A 19,045-nucleotide genomic window follows, 5' to 3' on the forward strand; every position below is an offset into this window, starting at 1 on the left:
CTTCCCGGCCCAGGGGCCGGCGACACCGAGTCAGACGACGGAGCCAGGCAGGGCGAGAAGCGCCGGCAACAGCAGGAGGCGGCAACAGTGAAGATCCGGGTGGAACGCGACGTACTCGCGGAGGCAGTGGCCTGGGCGGCGCGCAGCCTTCCGGCCCGTCCGCCGGCCCCTGTCCTCGCAGGTCTGCTGCTGAAGGCCGAGGAAGGTCAGCTGAGCCTGTCCAGCTTCGACTACGAGGTCTCCGCGCGGGTCTCGGTGGAGGCGGAGGTCGAGGAGCAGGGCACGGTCCTGGTCTCCGGCCGGCTGCTGGCCGACATCTCCCGGGCGCTGCCCAACCGGCCGGTGGAGATCTCCACAGACGGTGTACGGGCGACGGTGGTGTGCGGCTCCTCGCGCTTCACACTCCACACCCTGCCTGTGGAGGAGTACCCGGCCCTGCCGCAGATGCCGAACGCGACGGGTACGGTCCCCGGCGAGGTCTTCGCCTCCGCGGTGCAGCAGGTCGCCATCGCGGCCGGCCGTGACGACACACTGCCGGTCCTGACCGGTGTGCGCCTCGAGATCGAGGGCGACACCGTCACGCTCGCCTCCACCGACCGCTACCGCTTCGCGGTCCGCGAGTTCCTGTGGAAGCCGGAGAACCCGGAGGTGTCCGCGGTCGCCCTGGTGCCCGCCAAGACGCTCCAGGACACCGCCAAGGCCCTGACCAGCGGTGACCAGGTCATCCTGGCGCTGTCCGGATCGGGCGCCGGAGAGGGCCTGATCGGCTTCGAGGGAGCCGGCCGCCGCACCACCACGCGACTGCTGGAGGGCGACCTCCCCAAGTACCGCACGCTGTTCCCGACGGAGTTCAACAGCGTCGCCGTGATCGAGACCGCCCCCTTCGTCGAGGCCGTCAAGCGCGTGGCCCTGGTCGCCGAGCGGAACACCCCGGTGCGGCTCAGCTTCGAGCAGGGCGTGCTCATCCTGGAGGCCGGTTCCAGCGACGACGCACAGGCTGTGGAAAGGGTCGACGCCCAGCTGGAGGGCGACGACATCTCCATCGCCTTCAACCCGACGTTCCTGCTGGACGGCCTGAGCGCCATCGACTCCCCGGTGGCCCAGCTGTCGTTCACCACGTCCACCAAGCCCGCGCTGCTCAGCGGCCGTCCGGCGGTGGATGCGGAGGCGGACGAGGCCTACAAGTACCTGATCATGCCGGTGCGGCTCAGCGGCTGAGGCCCGCCGCGCCGGAAGCCCCAGGTAGGGGTGTACGTGTGAGCGCGTATGCCCACAGATGTGCACGTGCTCCCCCACTGCCCGAAAAGCGTGGGTGGTACCCCCAGGGTTTAGGCTCGGACGCCGGCACGTTCGTGCCGTCACGCCACGTCGCACACCTAAGGAACACAACTGATGGAGCTCGGTCTCGTCGGCCTCGGCAAGATGGGCGGCAACATGCGCGAGCGGATCCGCCGCGCGGGCCACACCGTCCACGGATACGACCGCAACCCGGACGTCGCCGATGTCCACAGCCTGCAGGAGCTGGTGGGCAGGCTCAGCGGCCCGCGGGTGGTGTGGGTGATGGTCCCGGCGGGTGAGCCGACCCAGTCCACCATCGACGAGCTCGCCGGCCTGCTCGAGCCGGGTGACGTCGTCGTGGACGGCGGCAACTCCCGCTGGACGGACGACGAGAAGCACGCCGGGGAGCTGGCGGAGAAGGGCATCGGCTTCGTCGACTGCGGTGTCTCCGGCGGCGTCTGGGGGCTGGAGAACGGCTACGCGCTGATGTACGGCGGCGACCAGGAGGACGTCTCCAAGGTGCAGCCGATATTCGACGCACTGAAGCCGGAGGGAGACTTCGGTTCGGTGCACGCCGGCAAGGTGGGCGCGGGGCACTTCGCCAAGATGGTCCACAACGGCATCGAGTACGCCATGATGCAGGCCTACGCCGAGGGCTGGGAGCTGCTCGAGAAGGTCGACTCGGTGACCGATGTCCGGGAGGTCTTCCGCTCCTGGCAGGAGGGCACCGTCATCCGTTCCTGGCTGCTGGACCTCGCGGTCGACGCCCTCGACGAGGACGAGCACCTGGACAAGCTCCGGGGTTTTGCCCAGGACTCCGGTGAGGGACGCTGGACCGTGGAGGCGGCGATCGACCACGCGGTCCCGCTGCCGGCCATCACGGCCTCGCTGTTCGCGCGGTTCGCCTCCCGTCAGGAGGACTCGCCGCAGATGAAGATGATCGCGGCGCTGCGGAACCAGTTCGGCGGTCACGCGGTCGAGAAGAAGTAGTCCACCGGGCGCTCAACTGTCCACAGGACCGTTCGGCGGTCCACAACGTCGGGGGAGGTCGGCGGAACGACCATGCACGTCACGCATCTGTCGCTGGCCGACTTTCGTTCCTATCCCCGGGTCGAGGTCCCGCTCGATCCGGGGGTGACGGCTTTCGTCGGCCCCAACGGGCAGGGCAAGACGAACCTCGTCGAGGCGGTCGGCTATCTCGCCACGCTCGGCAGCCACCGGGTCTCCTCCGACGCACCGCTGGTCCGCATGGGCGCCGACCGCGCGATCGTCCGGGCCCAGGTCCGCCAGGGCGAGCGACAGCAGCTGGTCGAACTGGAGCTCAACCCGGGCCGCGCCAATCGGGCCCGCATCAACAGGTCCTCGCAGGTTAGGCCCCGGGACGTGCTGGGGATCGTACGGACCGTGCTGTTCGCGCCGGAGGATCTGTCCCTGGTCAAGGGCGATCCCGGGGAGCGGCGCCGTTTTCTCGACGAGCTGATCACCGCACGGTCCCCGCGTATGGCCGGTGTCCGCTCCGACTACGACCGGGTGCTCAAGCAGCGCAACACCTTGCTGAAGTCGACCGCGCTGGCCCGCCGGCACGGCGGGCGCACGCTGGACCTGTCCACGCTGGACGTCTGGGACCAGCACCTCGCGCGGGCGGGCGCCGAGCTCCTGGCACAGCGTCTGGACCTGATCGCCGTGCTCCAGCCGCTGGCCGACAAGGCCTACGAGCAGCTCGCGCCGGGAGGCGGCCCGGTCGCCCTGGAGTACAGGCCCTCCGCGCCCGGTGAGGCGCACACGCGCGAGGACCTCTTCGAGCAGGTGATGGCCGCGCTCGCACAGGCCCGCAAGCAGGAGATCGAGCGGGGTGTCACCCTGGTCGGCCCGCACCGCGACGACCTGCTGCTCAAGCTGGGCCGGCTGCCCGCCAAGGGCTACGCCTCGCACGGCGAGTCCTGGTCCTACGCGCTGGCGCTGCGTCTGGCCTCGTACGATCTGCTGCGCGCCGAGGGCAACGAGCCGGTGCTGGTGCTCGACGACGTCTTCGCCGAACTGGACACGCGCCGCCGTGAGCGGCTGGCAGAGCTGGTCGCGCCCGGTGAGCAGGTGCTGGTGACCGCGGCCGTGGACGACGACGTGCCTCATGTGCTGGCGGGTACGCGGTTCACCGTGGCCGGGGGAACGGTGGAGCGCGTATGAGTGAGCAGGAGGCGCCCGGAAGCGGCGCCGGAAAGGTCCCGGAGCCTTCCGGCGTCGATCTCGCGCGGGTGGCACTGCGCGCGGCCAAGGAGGCGGCACGCGCGCGGGGGGACGCGGCGCAGCAGAGGAAGCAGGCGCGACGCGGGGGTCTGCGTTCCGGCGCGCGGGCCGACGGGCGCGACCCGATGGCGCTCGGCGCGGCGATCAACCGGCTGCTCACCGAGCGCGGCTGGGAGGCCCCGGCCGCGGTGGGCGGGGTGATGGGGCGCTGGCCGGAGATCGTCGGCGAGGACGTGGCGAAGCACTGCGAGCCCGAGCGGTACGACGAGGACGAGCGGGTGCTGGTGGTGCGCTGCGACTCCACGGCCTGGGCGACGAATCTGCGGCTGCTCGCGCCGACTCTGGTCGCACGGCTGAACGAGGACCTGGGCCATGGAACGGTCCGGTTGATCAAGGTCGCCGGTCCCGCTGGTCCGGCCCGTCGCTTCGGGCCGCTGCGTGCCCCGGGAAGCACCGGTCCGGGTGACACATACGGGTGATCGGACGGTCCCTTCCGCCCCGCCGTTCCCACGTGACCGACTTCACATCAGGGCTTTCTCCCGGGGCGTTCTGGCCGTCGGTGGTGGTGTCGCCGCGCCGCCGCGCACGGGTGTGCGTCACCACCTGACTCCTAAGTAGCAAAGGGTTGACGGCCGGAAGCGCTGAGTGCCGTCGTGGGGCTCCTGGAGCCCCCATCCGCATATCGGGAGTCGGACGAGACTGGTTGAGGGCGGCACATGCGGACTCAGGTGCCCGCAAAGCCCCATCGATGTCGGCGCTACCGGTAGACTGAGAGACAATCCCGCCCCGATCGTGGGGACCGCCCGGGAAAAGCTGAGCAACGCTGATCAAGGCTTACCAACGCAACATGCCGCAGCCGCTCCGGCAACCTGCCGCCGAGCCCGGCTCGTGCTGTGCCAGAAAGGGCGCTTCGTGGCCGATTCCGGCAACCCCAACGAGAACATCCCGTCCACCGACACCGGCGTGAACAGCGAGGCGACCACCTCGGGCAGCGAGGTCACCGCCTCGTACGACGCCAGTGCGATCACCGTCCTCGAGGGTCTGGACGCGGTCCGCAAGCGACCCGGTATGTACATCGGTTCAACCGGTGAGCGAGGGCTGCACCACCTGGTGCAGGAGGTCGTCGACAACTCCGTCGACGAGGCGCTGGCCGGGCACGCGGACACGATCGATGTGACGATCCTCGCCGACGGCGGCGTCCGCGTCGTCGACAACGGCCGTGGCATCCCGGTGGGCATCGTCCCCTCCGAGGGCAAGCCGGCCGTCGAGGTCGTGCTGACGGTGCTGCACGCGGGCGGCAAGTTCGGCGGCGGCGGCTACGCGGTCTCCGGCGGCCTGCACGGCGTGGGTGTCTCCGTGGTGAACGCCCTGTCGTCCAGGGTCGCCGTGGAGATCAGGACGGACGGCCACCGCTGGACGCAGGAGTACAAGCTGGGCGTCCCCACCGCGCCGCTCGCCCGGCACGAGGTGGTCGAGGACTCCGGCACGGCGGTCACCTTCTGGGCCGACCCGGACATCTTCGAGACCACCGAGTACTCCTTCGAGACGCTCTCGCGGCGCTTCCAGGAGATGGCGTTCCTCAACAAGGGCCTGCGGATCAACCTCACCGACGAGCGCGAGTCGGCGAAGGCCACCGCCGGTGCGGACGAGGCGGGCGAGGACGAGAAGCACGAGGTCAAGTTCGTCTCGTACCACTACGAGGGCGGCATCGTCGACTTCGTGAAGTACCTCAACTCCCGCAAGGGCGACCCGGTGCACCCCACCGTGATCGACCTGGAGGCCGAGGACAGGGAGAGGCAGCTCTCCCTCGAGGTCGCGATGCAGTGGAACGGCGGCTACAACGAGGGCGTGTACTCGTTCGCCAACATCATCCACACCCATGAGGGCGGTACGCACGAAGAGGGCTTCCGGGCGGCGCTCACCTCGCTCATCAACAAGTACGCGCGGGACAAGAGGCTGCTGCGCGACAAGGACGACAACCTCACGGGCGACGACATCCGCGAGGGTCTGACCGCGATCATCTCGGTCAAGCTGGGCGAGCCGCAGTTCGAGGGCCAGACCAAGACCAAGCTGGGCAACACCGAGGTCAAGACCTTCGTCCAGAAGGTGGTCTACGAGCACCTCAACGACTGGCTGGACCGCAACCCCAACGAGGCCGCGGACATCATCCGCAAGGGCATCGCGGCGGCCACCGCCCGAGTGGCGGCCCGCAAGGCCCGCGACCTCACCCGGCGCAAGGGTCTGCTGGAGTCGGCGTCCCTGCCGGGCAAGCTGTCCGACTGCCAGTCGAACGACCCCGTCAAGTGCGAGATCTTCATCGTCGAGGGTGACTCCGCCGGCGGTTCGGCCAAGTCCGGCCGGAACCCGCAGTACCAGGCGATCCTTCCGATCCGCGGCAAGATCCTCAACGTCGAGAAGGCGCGCATCGACCGGATCCTGCAGAACCAGGAGATCCAGGCGATGATCTCCGCGTTCGGCACCGGGGTGCACGAGGACTTCGACATCGAGCGGCTCCGCTATCACAAGATCATTCTGATGGCGGACGCCGATGTCGACGGCCAGCACATCAACACCCTGCTGCTGACGTTCCTGTTCCGCTTCATGCGGCCGCTGGTCGAGGCCGGGCACGTGTTCCTCTCCCGCCCTCCGCTCTACAAGATCAAGTGGGGCAAGGACGACTTCGAGTACGCGTACTCCGACCGTGAGCGCGACGCGCTGATCGAGCTGGGCCGCAACGCCGGCAAGCGCATCCGTGAGGACTCCGTGCAGCGCTTCAAGGGTCTCGGCGAGATGAACGCCGAGGAACTGCGCATCACCACGATGGACCAGGAGCACCGCGTCCTCGGCCAGGTCACCCTGGACGACGCCGCCCAGGCCGACGACCTGTTCTCGGTCCTGATGGGCGAGGACGTCGAGGCACGCCGCGCGTTCATCCAGCGCAACGCCAAGGACGTCCGGTTCCTCGACATCTGAGTCGGTCTCAGCTGACCGCACCAGGAAGGACTTTCACCAGCAATGACCGACGAGAACACTCCCGTCACGCCTCTCGAGGACGTGGACGCCGCCGCCATGCGTGTCGAGCCCGTCGGGCTCGAGACGGAGATGCAGCGCTCGTACCTCGACTACGCGATGTCCGTCATCGTCTCGCGTGCGCTGCCCGACGTCCGGGACGGCCTGAAGCCCGTCCACCGCCGTGTGCTGTACGCCATGTACGACGGTGGCTACCGCCCGGAGCGCGGCTTCTACAAGTGCGCCCGCGTGGTCGGCGACGTCATGGGCAACTACCACCCGCACGGCGACTCCTCGATCTACGACGCGCTGGTCCGGCTCGCGCAGCCGTGGTCGATGCGGATGCCGCTGGTGGACTCCAACGGCAACTTCGGCTCCCCGGGCAACGACCCGGCGGCGGCGATGCGCTACACCGAGTGCAAGATGGCGCCGCTGTCGATGGAGATGGTGCGTGACATCGACGAGGAGACCGTCGACTTCACGGACAACTACGACGGCCGCTCCCAGGAGCCGACCGTTCTGCCGGCCCGCTTCCCGAACCTGCTGATCAACGGCTCGGCGGGCATCGCGGTCGGCATGGCGACCAACATCCCGCCGCACAACCTGCGCGAGGTCGCGTCCGGCGCCCAGTGGTACCTGGAGAACCCCGAGGCCTCCCACGAGGAGCTCCTGGACGCGCTGATCGAGCGCATCAAGGGCCCCGACTTCCCGACCGGCGCCCTCGTGGTCGGCCGCAGCGGCATCGAGGAGGCGTACCGCACGGGCCGTGGGTCGATCACCATGCGCGCGGTGGTCGAGGTCGAGGAGATCCAGAACCGCCAGTGCCTGGTGATCACGGAGCTGCCCTACCAGACGAACCCGGACAACCTGGCGCAGAAGATCGCCGACCTGGTGAAGGACGGCAGGATCGGCGGCATCGCCGACGTGCGCGACGAGACCTCCTCGCGCACGGGCCAGCGTCTGGTCATCGTGCTGAAGCGGGACGCGGTCGCCAAGGTCGTCCTGAACAACCTCTACAAGCACACCGACCTGCAGACCAACTTCGGCGCCAACATGCTGGCCCTGGTCGACGGTGTGCCGCGCACCCTGTCCCTGGACGCGTTCATCCGGCACTGGGTGACGCACCAGATCGAGGTCATCGTCCGCCGTACGCGCTTCCGGCTGCGCAAGGCCGAGGAGCGGGCGCACATCCTGCGCGGTCTGCTGAAGGCCCTGGACGCCATCGACGAGGTCATCGCGCTGATCCGGCGCAGTGACACGGTCGAGATCGCGCGCGGGGGCCTGCGGGACCTCCTGGACATCGACGAGATCCAGGCCAACGCCATCCTCGAGATGCAGCTGCGACGGCTGGCCGCCCTGGAGCGCCAGAAGATCGTCCAGGAGCACGAGGAACTCCAGGCGAAGATCAACGAGTACAACGAGATCCTCGCCTCCCCGGTCCGCCAGCGCGGGATCGTCAGCCAGGAGCTGGCGGCGATCGTCGACAAGTTCGGCGACGACCGCAAGACGAAGCTGATCCCGTACGAGGGCGACATGTCCATCGAGGACCTGATCGCCGAGGAGGACATCGTCGTCACGGTCACGCGCGGGGGCTACATCAAGCGCACCAAGACCGACGACTACCGGGCCCAGAAGCGCGGAGGCAAGGGCGTACGCGGCACGAAGCTCAAGGAAGACGACATCGTCAACCACTTCTTCGTGTCCACCACCCACCACTGGCTGCTGTTCTTCACGAACAAGGGCCGGGTCTACCGGGTGAAGGCCTACGAACTGCCCGACGCCGGCCGGGACGCGCGCGGGCAGCACGTGGCGAACCTGCTGGCCTTCCAGCCGGACGAGATGATCGCCCAGATCCGCGCGATCCGCGACTACGAGGCAGTGCCCTACCTGGTCCTGGCCACCAAGGCCGGCCTGGTGAAGAAGACGTCGCTGAAGGATTACGACTCGCCACGCTCGGGCGGTGTGATCGCCATCAACCTGCGCGAGCAGGAGGACGGTTCCGACGACGAACTGATCGGCGCCGAACTCGTCTCGGCCGACGACGATCTGCTGCTGATCAGCAAGAAGGCGCAGTCGATCAGGTTCACGGCGACGGACGACACACTGCGTCCCATGGGGCGTGCGACCTCGGGCGTCAAGGGCATGAGTTTCCGTGGTGGGGACGAGCTGCTCTCGATGAATGTTGTTCGACCCGGTACGTTCGTGTTCACTGCCACAGACGGCGGGTACGCGAAGCGGACCGCTGTCGACGAGTACCGCGTCCAGGGACGCGGCGGCCTGGGTATCAAGGCCGCCAAGATCGTTGAGGACCGCGGCACCCTCGTCGGCGCGCTGGTGGTCGAGGAGACCGACGAGATCCTCGCCATCACGCTGTCGGGCGGTGTGATTCGTACGCGAGTCAACGAGATCAGGGAAACGGGCCGTGACACCATGGGCGTCCAACTGATCAATCTGGGCAAGCGCGATGCCGTGGTCGGCATCGCCCGTAATGCCGAGGCGGGACGCGAGGCGGAGGAAGTCGACGGCGACGTGGTCGTCGACGAGACCACCGTGGGGGACGCGACCACCGGGGCGGACGAGGGTGAGGCGCCCTCGTCCGAGTAGCACGAGGAGTGAGTCAGCGTGAGCGGAGCCACGGGCGCCGGACCGGCCGGTACCAATACGGGAACGGGCGGCGGTGGCCGTGGCTCTGCCGCGCGGGCGACAGATCCGCACACGACCAATCTCCAAGCGATCAAGTCGCCCGCCAAGGACGCCTCCGCGTCCGGCGTACAGGGATCCCAGGGGGGAACCGTGACGGACACCCGAGGTTCGCAGCAGGCCGCGCCGGACCAGGGCGCCGCCGCTCAGACGGCCTCACCGCTGCCGGGGGAACGGCAGGCGCAGCAGCAGTCGGGCCCGTACCACCCGCCGCAGGCCTACGCGGCGCAGGCCGGCGGTACGGCAGCCGGCCAGACCGGCGCGGTACGACGGCCGCGCACGGGGGCGCGCACCACCCCGCGTGTACGCAAGGCGCGCCTGCGGGTGGCCAAGGCCGACCCCTGGTCGGTGATGAAGGTCAGCTTCCTGCTCTCCATCGCCCTCGGCATCTGCACGATCGTCGCCTCCGCGGTGCTGTGGATGGTCATGGACGCCATGGGCGTGTTCTCGACGGTCGGCGGCACGATCGCCGAGGCGACCGGCTCCAACGAGTCGAACGGGTTCGACCTCCAGTCGTTCCTGTCGCTGCCCAACGTCCTGATGTTCACGACGATCATCGCCGTCATCGACGTCGTCCTGGCGACCGCTCTCGCGACGCTCGGCGCGTTCATCTACAACCTCTCCGCGGGCTTCGTGGGCGGCGTCGAACTGACGCTGGCCGAGGACGAGTGAGGCGCTCACAGCGCTCTGCCCGGCTTCCCGGAAAGCACCCCGACAACCGATTTTGGGACTGCCCCCGTCGTGCGCTAATCTTCAGTAGTCAGTTCGCGCGGGACGTACACCGCAGAGCGCGGCGGGGCTATAGCTCAGTTGGTTAGAGCGCATCCCTGATAAGGATGAGGCCACAGGTTCAAATCCTGTTAGCCCCACCAGCCAGAAGACCCCCGAGCCATCAGGCCGGGGGTCTTCTGCGTGCGGTTGCGTTCTCCGGCAGACGACGGGCCTCCCCTGGAGCAGACGTGACCCGCGAGCTCACCGAACACGGTGGCGGAGTGGCCCTGACTTCCTGGCGTCACAGCGGCTGAAGCTCGGCGGGCGGGCCGCCCGTGCCCACTGCCGTCCCGTGGCGGGCCGGTGGACCCGGGTGTGTCACGTGCCCGGGTGTGTCACCAGCCGCTGTGCGAGCCGGCGTGGAACCTCGTCAGCGCAAAGATGACCAGAAGGTCGAGTGTCATCACGGGGATGGCCCACAGCGGGTAGTACGGCACGAACATGAACTGGGTGATCAGGCTGACCCCCGCCGCCACCGCACCGGCTCCGCGACCCCAGCTCCGGTTGCTCACGACCCCCAGACCGGCCACGACGAGTGCCAGTCCGGCCACGATGTGGATCCAGCCCCAAGCAGTCAGGTCGAACCGATAGGCGTACTGGGACGCCGCGAACAGGTTGTCCCCGGCGATGCCGGACGCACCCATGAGAATGCTGAGCGGCCCGCTGAGCATCATCACGGCCCCGGCGAACAGGGAAGCGCCGCTGAGCCCTCCGTGGCCTCGCCGGGTGCCGTCCGGAATTGCCGCCATGGCCGTCACCTTCCTGTGCAGCGCGGTCATCGGTGCGCAGCGTCCGCACGACGCCGGCCACGCTCCCTGACAGGATCACCGCGATCCCCCGGGACCGCGACCGCAGCTCGCCCTGGCAGGTCGCGGACCGCACCGCACGGGCCGGTGGCCGGCACCGGCCGAACGTGCGGGGCCGCACGTGTGTCACCAGGCCCAGGACACACGACAGGGCGGTCCGTACAGCGAAGCCCGAGCGGTGATGAAGTACGCGCGGTGCGCGAGCCCCGTGTACGACGGAGCCGTACCCGCACGAAGAAGACCCTCGCCGGATCCCGGCGGGGGTCTTTCTGCGCGGTGGCCGTCACCGGCCAGGGAGGGAGCCGTCGTGCCGTGGTGCTGTACGCGAGTTCGCCAGGACTTCGGGAAGCAGCGACGGCACGAGGAGGGCTCGGGAGGCGCGGTCGGACTCAGCGCTGGAGGCGGATGCGGTCGGTGACCGGTTCCGGGCGGGTGGCCGTCGTGTCGTCGGAGCAGTCCGGGGAGTCGGGCTCCGCGTCCGCGAGGGGGCGGTGCCGGCAGCCGGGGGACTTGCCGTGCGCCTCGGCGCGGATGCGCTGTTTCATCGTGGGGGGCAGTGCCCTGTTCAGTGACCAGGACCAGAGGGGCGCCGTCGGTTCCGCCGTCCTGGGTGCGCTGTCGCTGTTGCGCGCCTTCTCGGTCTGGGGTACGGCCGCGGAGGCGGTCGTGGTGATGAGTCCGAGCGCCGTGCACAGCGCGAGGAAGGCGGTGACGATGGTGCTCCACAGCTTCATGACCTTGTTCCGGGCCATGGCCCCTCACTTTCGGGTTGGGCGATTTGCGTACTTTCCTCATGATGTGTATGAGGGCCGCGAAGTGGTGGACCGACGCCCGTGGCGCGTGGATGTTCAGATGAACACCACACGGATGGGTGCATAAAGTGAGAAAAGCTCGCCAAGTGGCAGGAAGGACCTGGGCGTGGTCGTCCCCGGAGGGGTGTCATCTTCTGGCCGGACGGCCGTGCTCCGCTTCTACTGCGCCGCGCGTGAGGGCAGTTCGGAACGCCGACGCAGGTCACCGATCGGTATCGGCCGGTGTGTATAGTCGGGCGCCAGAGGTCCCCAACGTCAACGAAAGACGAGGTCGCGCGGTGAAGAAGCTCCTCCTGGTCGCACTGGCCGCCATCGGCGGGCTCCTCGTGTACCGCCAGATCCAGGCGGATCGCGCCGAGCAGGATCTGTGGACGGAGGCGACTGACTCCGTGCCCACGGGTTCGTGAGTACCGACAACCGACGCTGAACAGACCCCGGCCGCCCTCGCGGTCGGGGTTTTGTGTGCGACGGGGCCTTGTCGGCCGGCCGCGTCCACGGGAGAGGATGGGCGACAGGGGGCGACGTCCGGCGACGAGGGGTGGCGCGTGAGGGGACGGCAAGGTACGGCGCGGGGGCGGGCGGGAAGCGGGCGTGGTCGGCGCCTGGCCGCCGGATGCGTCGGCGTGGCGGTGGTGCTGGGTGGCGTTCTGCCGGGACAGCAGGCCGCGGCCGCCGGAGGCTTCCGCTCCGGGCCGGGAGACGCAGGCAGCTCCGGGACGCCCGGAACCTACGCCTTCGCCGAGGACGCGCGGAGGGTCGACGGCGCCATGAGCCCGGCGGACGCCGTGGAACTGGAGCCTGGCAGGTCCTACCGGAGCACTCTCCCGGCGACCGGCACGGTCCACTACCGGCTGGAACTGGACGACACCACGAACCTCTACGCCTCCGCCACCGTGGTCCCCCCGCCCGGCCGCGGCACCTCCGTCATCGACGGGGTCAGAGTGTCCGTGCGGGACAGCGAAGGCCGCTCCTGCGACGCGGACACCTCGAGCCTCGGCAGCGGCGGCAGCCCGCATCCCGTCGCCGCCTGGGCCATGCGGGAGATCTCCCCCAGAAGATCCCCGTGCGATGACGCGGGTACGTACTACCTGGCCGTCGAGCGCGCCGCCCCGGAGGCGAAGGGCGCTTCCCCGGATCCCTGGGAGATGGAGCTCACCACGGTGTCGGAGCCGGCGCTGGAGGGGACCGGCCCCACGCGTGCGCCCGGGGAATGGAACTCCGCGCCTCCCGAGCCCGTCACGGGGCAGCCGGAACGGCGTGCCGGCGGGGCCGGTTTCACCGAGGCCACCGCGGTCGGGCAGGGAGTGTGGCGGGACGGCATACGACCGGGCCAGACCCTCTTCTACAAGGTTCCCGTGGACTGGGGACAGCAGCTGTACGCCACCGTCGACCTGGGCGGTCCGGGCCCGGCGGGCGGAGGGTTCGCCGCCGCCGCGCTGGACCTCGACCTCTACAACCCCGCACGCGGCCACGTCGAGGACCTGGGCATGTCCTACAACGGCGAACCGAAGTCGAAGAGCCTTGCCCCCCTGCCCGAGGTCGCTCACGGCAATCGGCTCGACCCCGGCCGCCAGACCGGGGTGATGCGGTTCGCCGGCTCCTACTACCTTGTCGCGCACCTCACGGCGGAGGTCGCGGACGACTTCGGCGACGGGCCGGTCCCGCTGACCCTGCGGATACGGGTGAGCGGTGCGGTGCAGGAAGGGCCCCGGTACGCGGGGCAGACCGTTCCGGCGGACGTCTTCACGGTCACGGGGGAGGACCGGGACGCGGCGGCCGGGGGCGGTACAGCGGGCGACGGCGCCGCGTACCGGTCGCTCGCGCTCGGCGGTATCGGCACCGGAAGCGCCCTGCTGGCGTGGCTCGGCGTGTGGACGATGGTGGTCCGGCGCAGGGCCCGTCCATAGGCCGTGCCCGGACTTCGTACCGGGCGGTGTGCGTGCGGTCGGCGGGGCTGCCGTGGTTCAGATCTGGGTGAGGGCCCAGAACCCCACGGCGTAACAGGCCAGGGCGAGCAGCAGGACGGGGACGGCCACCTTCGCCGGAGGGCCGGGCCGACGGCTGCGCCGGCGGTGGGACCGGGGGGCGGTGGCGCCGTGCTGTGGGATCGGCCCGGCCGGAGGTGGAACCTGCGGGACCCGGGCGGTGTATTCAGCAGTAGAGGCCTCGGGACGCGTGGCCGGCCGTGCGAGGAGGGAGCGCAGCGGATGCGTGTGGTCGTGAGGGGAGGCATGGGAGCCGGAGGGGGCGGGGTCATCGGGCGCCTGGTGCGGTGTGCCGTACAGGGCCTGTTCCGGGTTCTGCGGGGCGTGTGCGGGGGGCCGCGGGGCGGGCACGGGGGAGGACGAAGAGGAGGGGAGGGCCGTGCTCCGGGGCGGGGGGAGAGGGAAGCTGCCCGTGTCGGACATGCCGGGTGGGTGTCGGGGGGGTCCGGGCGGCGCCGTGGGGGAAACGGCGCCGCGACGCGGATCGGTGGGTTCGGAGCCGTCGCCCGCGCCCGTCGTGTGGTCCGGACCGGGGGCACCGGGTCCGGTTCCTGTCCCCCCTGCCGTGCCCGTCCGGGCGGGCACGGAGCCGGCCCGGGGACCGTCGGGTGGGTCCGAGGTGTCCGTGCCCCGGCCGGAGAGAGACCCGTAGTCGTCCGGTCGTGGGGGCGCGCCGCGCGGGGACCCGTCCTCGCCGTCATCGGACAGGACGCCCTTCCCGGGGCCGTGCTCCTGCGCGGGCGCGGACGTACCACTGTGGCCCGGCCGCGGAGCCGAGACCCTGGTCAGCGGGCCGTCCGCGGCGAAGCCCGGGGGCAGCGGGCCGACTTGGTCGAAGATCTCGATCAGTTCGTCGTCGGGGCCGGGCTCCGGCAGCAGTTCCGCGGCTGCGGCGAGAGCCTTGCGTGCCCCCGTGGCCGTGCGGAACCGCGCCTGCGGATCCGGCTGGAGCAGCGAGGCCACGACCTGCCACAGCGGCTCAGGGACGCTCTGAGGGGCTCCGGGCGTGCCGTGCTCGGCGAAGTACTGGATGAGGGCCTTGGCGTCCGGTCTGGCGCCCTCCAGCAGATACAGCGCGACGAGGCCCGTGGCGAACAGGTCGGCGGGGAAGTCCGGTTCGGAGCCCATCAGTTGCTCCGGCGCGAGATAACCCGGGGTGCCCACCACCAGATTGGTCTCGGTCAGCCGTGGCTCGCCCAGCCGCATGGCGATGCCGAAGTCGGAAAGCCGCAGCCGTGGCCTGCCCGTGCCGGTGGCCTCCAGCAGCACATTGGCGGGTTTGACGTCCCGGTGCACGACGTCTTCCGCGTGCACCGCGGCCAGCCCCGCCAGCAGCTGGTCGAGCAGGGTGCAGACGAACGCAGGAGGCAGGGGGCCGTAGTCGCCGACCAGATGGACCAGGGAACCTCCGGTGACCAGGTCCATGGTGAACAGGACCTTGTCGTCGTCGGCGGCCCAACTGGTGGGAGCGAGGACATGGGGGTGATCGATCCGCAGGGCCTGCTCGCGGACGAAACGGAGCAGTGAATGGGCGTCGCTCTGCAGCAGGACCTTGGCGGCCACATAGCGGCGGCGGCGGTGGTCCCAGGCGCGCCAGACGGCGCCGACACCCCCGCGTCCGATCGGATCGACCAGTTCGTAACGGCCTGCGAAGACCTCACCCATGGCTGTACGTCGCTCCTCCCCCTGCGGTGTCCCCCTGACCATCCCCTTCGGCGGGCGATACGACTCCCCCGTCCCGCCTTCTCTCCGTCCCGAGCGAGACGTCCCCCGCGGTCCGGGTGGCCCGCGCGCACAGAGCCTGCCCCTGTTGCCCGCACCTGCCCCCTGGCCCGCACCTGCCCCCTGGCCCGGACCTCCCTCGTTGCCCGGACCTCTGGATCTCCGGACCTCTGGATCTCCGGACCTCCGGACCTCCGGACCTCCGGACCTCGGGACCTCCGGACCTCTGGTTCTCCGGAGCGACTCCGGCGGCCGAGCCCTCCCCGGCCTGCCGGACAGGAGATCAGTTCTGGTGGGACTGGTAATGCGTGACGGCGTCGGAGGTGCGGCCGGCGCCGTAGACCCGCAGGAATTCCGCCAGTTCGGGGTGGGTGGGAGCGAGGGTGTCGGCGGCGTCGATGATGTCGCCGGCGGCCGACACCGAGCGCAGCAGGGACTGGATCTCACGGACCACCCGCTTGACCGTGGGCGCCCCCGAACTGCTCGTGGTCTGCGTGGTGTTACTGAGCACCGAACCCCCCTGAGACTTCCTGATCTCCTCCATGCGCTCGGTCGCCTCGGCCGCGCTGACGCTGCCGTCGGCGACCTGCCCCGCCAGGTCCTGCAGCAGCTGCACCCGCTGGACCACCGCGGGATTTCCGATCTTCGCCCGCTGGCCGCTCATCAGCTGCGACAGCATCGGCGCGGACAGTCCCAGGACCCCCGCCAGACGAGCCTGATTGAGGCCCAGGTCGTCTATGAGCCTACGGAAGAGCGCCCCCAGCGGCTCCCCGTACCAATTCCGCTGCAGTTCCCGCGCTCTGGCGGTGGCTTCCTGCTGTGCGGCGTCCATTGCGTCTCCCCATCGCTTCCCCATGAACCCGTGGTTCGCTGAAGCGAACCACGTCGAGCATCTTACGGAGAGTGGTTGGTCACGGGGACCCCCAATCTTTTTGCGGAACCCCCGGGGGAACCCGGTACTCTTGTCCCGGGCAGCCACCGAGAAGTGTTCTTCCAGGTGGACGCTTCGCTTCGGGGCCTTAGCTCAGTTGGTAGAGCGCTGTCTTTGCATGGCAGATGTCAGGGGTTCGACTCCCCTAGGCTCCACCGAAAGGGCCCCCCCCCCCCCCCCCCCCCCGTCGGCGGTCCTGCCCGTCAGGTCTCGTCGCGCTTGGCGGCTTCCTCCGCGGCCTCCTTGGCCTCGACCTCCGGGTCGAGTGCGCCCAGGTCGCTGCCGTCCACGGACGTCAGCCGGGCAGAGTCCGGCACATCCGTCGCGGCCGGCGGTTCCACCAGCCAGTCGGGGTTGGCCTGCTTGTCCCACCACTTCCAGGCGGCGTAGGCACCGCCTGCGACGGCGCTCATGATCAGCGCCATCCTCGCGGCACGGCCCGCCTTCGCCCTGCGCTGCTGCTTGCGGACGAGCTTCTGGATCTGCTGGGCCGACACCTGACCCCGCAGGGCGGCGAGCGCGGCGGCACTGCGGGCCGCGGCCTCCTCCCGCGCAGGGCCGGCGACCGCCACCGCCTGCTCGATCACCGGCCGGGAGTAGTCCGCCGCCTGTCGGGCGGCCGTGCGCGTGCGGACGGCCGCCTGATGGGCGGCCTGGTCGACCTTCGGCGGTACATGGGTCCGGGCCTGTTCCAGGTAGGGCTGCACATGGGCGCCGTACTGGACGCGGGCTTGTCCGGCGGCCTGCGTCACCTTGGGCGCCAGCCGTACGCGCGCCTCCTGTGCGTAGTGCGCGGCCCTGACCTTGGCCGTGTCGGCGTAGGGCGCCACCGCTTCCGCGGCGTGCAGCACGCTGTCCTTCGCCGAACCGGTCGCGGCGCGCACGCTGTCGATGCGGGTCACGGGTTCCTCCTCCTCGGTGGCGTACGGTATTTCGACTTTCCACCCTTTTACGGATCATGCCTGCCGGTTCGCTCCGAGGCATGCGCGGACGGGCATACGGGTGCCGGTGGCAGTGATCGAATGCGGTATCGAGTGCGATCGCGGATGAATCCGGGCAACGGGAGCTTGTCGTCGACCATGGCACGGATCGTCGCCCGGTGCCCCCGCCGCGGGAGTACCGGGCCTGTTTTTCCGCACCGGAACGGCCCGGTTGCCCGTCTGTCGTCGGAGGCCGGGCGACTGGATGCCCCGTCCGTGCGAGGATCAGGGCGTCACGGAAAGACAACGGAAGGCACATCGTGGCTGAGCAGCTCCACGCCACCCTGAAGACCAATCACGGCGACATCGAGGTCCGGCTCTTCCCGAACCACGCGCCGATCACGGTCAAGAACTTCGTCGAGCTCGCCAAGGGCGAGCGGGAGTGGACCCACCCCCAGACCGGCAAGAAGACCACGGACAGGCTCTACGACGGCACGGTCTTCCACCGGGTGATCAGCGGTTTTATGATCCAGGGCGGAGACCCGCTGGGCAACGGCACCGGCGGTCCCGGCTACCAGTTCGAGGACGAGTTCCACCCGGACCTCCGCTTCGACAAGCCCTACCTGCTGGCGATGGCCAACGCGGGACCGGGCACGAACGGCTCGCAGTTCTTCGTCACCGTCTCCCCGACGGCGTGGCTGAACCGCAAGCACACCATCTTCGGTGAGGTCGCCGACGCCGCGAGCCAGAAGATCATCGACACCATCGCGGCCACGCAGACCAACCCGCGCACCGACCGTCCGCTGAACGACGTGGTGATCGAGTCGGTCGAGATCCGCGAGGGCTGAGCACCTCGTCCCCCGGAGTGCGAAAGCCCTCGTAGGGAACCAATCGCCCCGCTCATCCGTAAGGATGGGCGGGGCGGGGCTTTTCCACACGACCTAGGGGATCCCATGGACGACCAGGCTGACGGGAGGGCGCAGGACGCCCCGCGCGTTCCTGTCTGCTACCGCCATCCGGACCGTGAGACCGGTGTCCGCTGCACCCGGTGCGAGCGGCCGATCTGCCCGGAGTGCATGGTCGACGCCTCGGTCGGGTTCCAGTGCCCGGAGTGCGTCCGTGGAGGTTCGGGTACGGGGCACTCGCCCTCGGCCTCCATGCCTCGCACCATCGCGGGGGGAACGGTCGCCGCCGACCCCAGGCTGCTGACCAAGATCCTCCTCGCGGTCAATCTGGCGGTCTTCGTCGCCGTGCAGATTCAGTCGTCGCTGGTGCGTGATCTGTATCTGATCGGTGAGTGGCCGCCGGCGCCGTTCCTGCCTACGGAGGGTGTGGCGACGGGCGAGTGGTACCGCCTGGTCACCTCGATGTTCGCGCACGAGGAGATCTGGCACATCGCCTTCAACATGCTCGGTCTGTGGTGGCTCGGCGGACCGCTGGAGGAGGCTCTCGGCCGCGCCCGCTTCCTCGCGCTCTATCTGGTCTCGGGCCTCGCGGGCAGTGCGCTGACCTATGTACTGGCCTCGGGCACTACGGCCTCGCTCGGCGCGTCCGGCGCGATCTTCGGACTCTTCGGCGCGATCGCCGTACTGATGCGCCGGCTCAACCAGGACATGCGGCCGATCATCGCCCTGCTGGTCATCAACGGGATCATCACCATCGGCTGGAGCAACATCGCCTGGCAGGCCCACCTGGGAGGGTTCGTCGCCGGTGTCGTGATCGGGTACGCCATGGTCCATGCGCCGCGGGAGCGGCGGGCGCTGGTGCAGTACGGCACCTGTGCGTTGGTGCTTGCCGTGGTCGTCGTGATGATCCTGCTGAGGACCGCGCAGCTCACCTGAGTTCCGTGGTTGTCCACAGACGGTGG

Annotated in this window: 16 protein-coding genes and 2 tRNA genes; 13 read left to right on the top strand and 5 right to left on the bottom strand. The window is 69.8% G+C overall.

All coding sequences use genetic code 11. From position 1 onward, the window contains the following. Positions 1–87: 87 nt before the first annotated feature. The 8 genes from dnaN (at position 88) to HTV45_RS12760 (ending at position 10,103) form a co-directional block, all read left to right on the top strand. Positions 88–1,218: a DNA polymerase III subunit beta gene (gene dnaN / locus HTV45_RS12725; protein WP_215205866.1), complete on the top strand. Its 1,131-nt coding sequence runs from the start codon at positions 88–90 to the stop codon at positions 1,216–1,218. Between the two features lie 174 nt (positions 1,219–1,392). Beyond that, positions 1,393–2,268, top strand: coding sequence for a phosphogluconate dehydrogenase (NAD(+)-dependent, decarboxylating) (gnd, locus tag HTV45_RS12730; RefSeq protein WP_215205810.1), 876 nt, complete (start codon positions 1,393–1,395; stop codon positions 2,266–2,268). Between the two features lie 72 nt (positions 2,269–2,340). Next, entirely contained in the window at positions 2,341–3,462 is a 1,122-nt protein-coding gene (gene recF / locus HTV45_RS12735; protein ID WP_215205811.1) for a DNA replication/repair protein RecF, read from the top strand. Next, positions 3,459–4,001 (top strand): DUF721 domain-containing protein, encoded by a 543-nt coding sequence (locus HTV45_RS12740; protein WP_215205812.1) that lies wholly within the window; start codon positions 3,459–3,461, stop codon positions 3,999–4,001. Before recF ends, HTV45_RS12740 begins: the two co-directional genes overlap by 4 nt. A 433-nt stretch (positions 4,002–4,434) precedes the next feature. Beyond that, positions 4,435–6,495, top strand: coding sequence for a DNA topoisomerase (ATP-hydrolyzing) subunit B (gene gyrB, locus HTV45_RS12745; protein ID WP_215205813.1), 2,061 nt, complete (start codon positions 4,435–4,437; stop codon positions 6,493–6,495). A gap of 42 nt (positions 6,496–6,537) precedes the next feature. Beyond that, positions 6,538–9,135 carry a DNA gyrase subunit A gene (gene gyrA / locus HTV45_RS12750; RefSeq protein ID WP_215205814.1) on the top strand — a complete coding sequence of 866 codons (2,598 nt, stop codon included), beginning with the start codon at positions 6,538–6,540 and terminating at the stop codon, positions 9,133–9,135. Positions 9,136–9,153: 18 nt separating this feature from the next. Beyond that, positions 9,154–9,903, top strand: coding sequence for a DUF3566 domain-containing protein (locus HTV45_RS12755; RefSeq protein WP_215205815.1), 750 nt, complete (start codon positions 9,154–9,156; stop codon positions 9,901–9,903). A 123-nt stretch (positions 9,904–10,026) separates the two neighbouring features. Then, a tRNA-Ile gene (locus tag HTV45_RS12760) sits at positions 10,027–10,103 on the top strand. A gap of 234 nt (positions 10,104–10,337) precedes the next feature. Here the strand turns inward: HTV45_RS12760 and HTV45_RS12765 are convergent. After that, positions 10,338–10,751 (bottom strand): hypothetical protein, encoded by a 414-nt coding sequence (locus HTV45_RS12765; RefSeq protein ID WP_251691925.1) that lies wholly within the window; start codon positions 10,749–10,751, stop codon positions 10,338–10,340. A gap of 446 nt (positions 10,752–11,197) precedes the next feature. Further along, the gene (locus tag HTV45_RS12770; RefSeq protein ID WP_215205816.1) at positions 11,198–11,560 is read right to left on the bottom strand and encodes a DUF6344 domain-containing protein; all 363 of its coding nucleotides are present in this window, start codon (positions 11,558–11,560) and stop codon (positions 11,198–11,200) included. 338 nt (positions 11,561–11,898) lie between these two features. On the opposite strand from HTV45_RS12770, the gene HTV45_RS12775 reads away from it, so the two are divergent. Together HTV45_RS12775 and HTV45_RS12780 are read left to right on the top strand one after the other, a co-directional pair. Further along, the gene (locus tag HTV45_RS12775) at positions 11,899–12,027 is read left to right on the top strand and encodes a DLW-39 family protein (protein ID WP_003999697.1); all 129 of its coding nucleotides are present in this window, start codon (positions 11,899–11,901) and stop codon (positions 12,025–12,027) included. 138 nt (positions 12,028–12,165) lie between these two features. Then, positions 12,166–13,527, top strand: coding sequence for a hypothetical protein (locus tag HTV45_RS12780; protein ID WP_215205817.1), 1,362 nt, complete (start codon positions 12,166–12,168; stop codon positions 13,525–13,527). A gap of 57 nt (positions 13,528–13,584) precedes the next feature. On the opposite strand, the gene HTV45_RS12785 is transcribed toward HTV45_RS12780, so the two are convergent. Beyond that, positions 13,585–15,270 carry a serine/threonine-protein kinase gene (locus HTV45_RS12785; protein WP_215205818.1) on the bottom strand — a complete coding sequence of 562 codons (1,686 nt, stop codon included), beginning with the start codon at positions 15,268–15,270 and terminating at the stop codon, positions 13,585–13,587. A gap of 340 nt (positions 15,271–15,610) precedes the next feature. Beyond that, positions 15,611–16,159 carry a DNA-binding protein gene (locus tag HTV45_RS12790; protein WP_215205819.1) on the bottom strand — a complete coding sequence of 183 codons (549 nt, stop codon included), beginning with the start codon at positions 16,157–16,159 and terminating at the stop codon, positions 15,611–15,613. A gap of 181 nt (positions 16,160–16,340) precedes the next feature. On the opposite strand from HTV45_RS12790, the gene HTV45_RS12795 reads away from it, so the two are divergent. Beyond that, a tRNA-Ala gene (locus HTV45_RS12795) sits at positions 16,341–16,413 on the top strand. Positions 16,414–16,461: 48 nt separating this feature from the next. On the opposite strand, the gene HTV45_RS12800 is transcribed toward HTV45_RS12795, so the two are convergent. Further along, entirely contained in the window at positions 16,462–17,160 is a 699-nt protein-coding gene (locus tag HTV45_RS12800) for a DUF5324 family protein (protein ID WP_215205820.1), read from the bottom strand. A 338-nt stretch (positions 17,161–17,498) separates the two neighbouring features. On the opposite strand from HTV45_RS12800, the gene HTV45_RS12805 reads away from it, so the two are divergent. Continuing rightward, positions 17,499–18,026 (top strand): peptidylprolyl isomerase, encoded by a 528-nt coding sequence (locus tag HTV45_RS12805; protein WP_215205821.1) that lies wholly within the window; start codon positions 17,499–17,501, stop codon positions 18,024–18,026. Positions 18,027–18,131: 105 nt separating this feature from the next. Further along, positions 18,132–19,019, top strand: coding sequence for a rhomboid family intramembrane serine protease (locus tag HTV45_RS12810; RefSeq protein WP_215205822.1), 888 nt, complete (start codon positions 18,132–18,134; stop codon positions 19,017–19,019). Positions 19,020–19,045 lie beyond the last annotated feature (26 nt).

The organism is Streptomyces sp. CHD11, assembly GCF_018638295.1.
GTDB lineage: Bacteria > Actinomycetota > Actinomycetes > Streptomycetales > Streptomycetaceae > Streptomyces.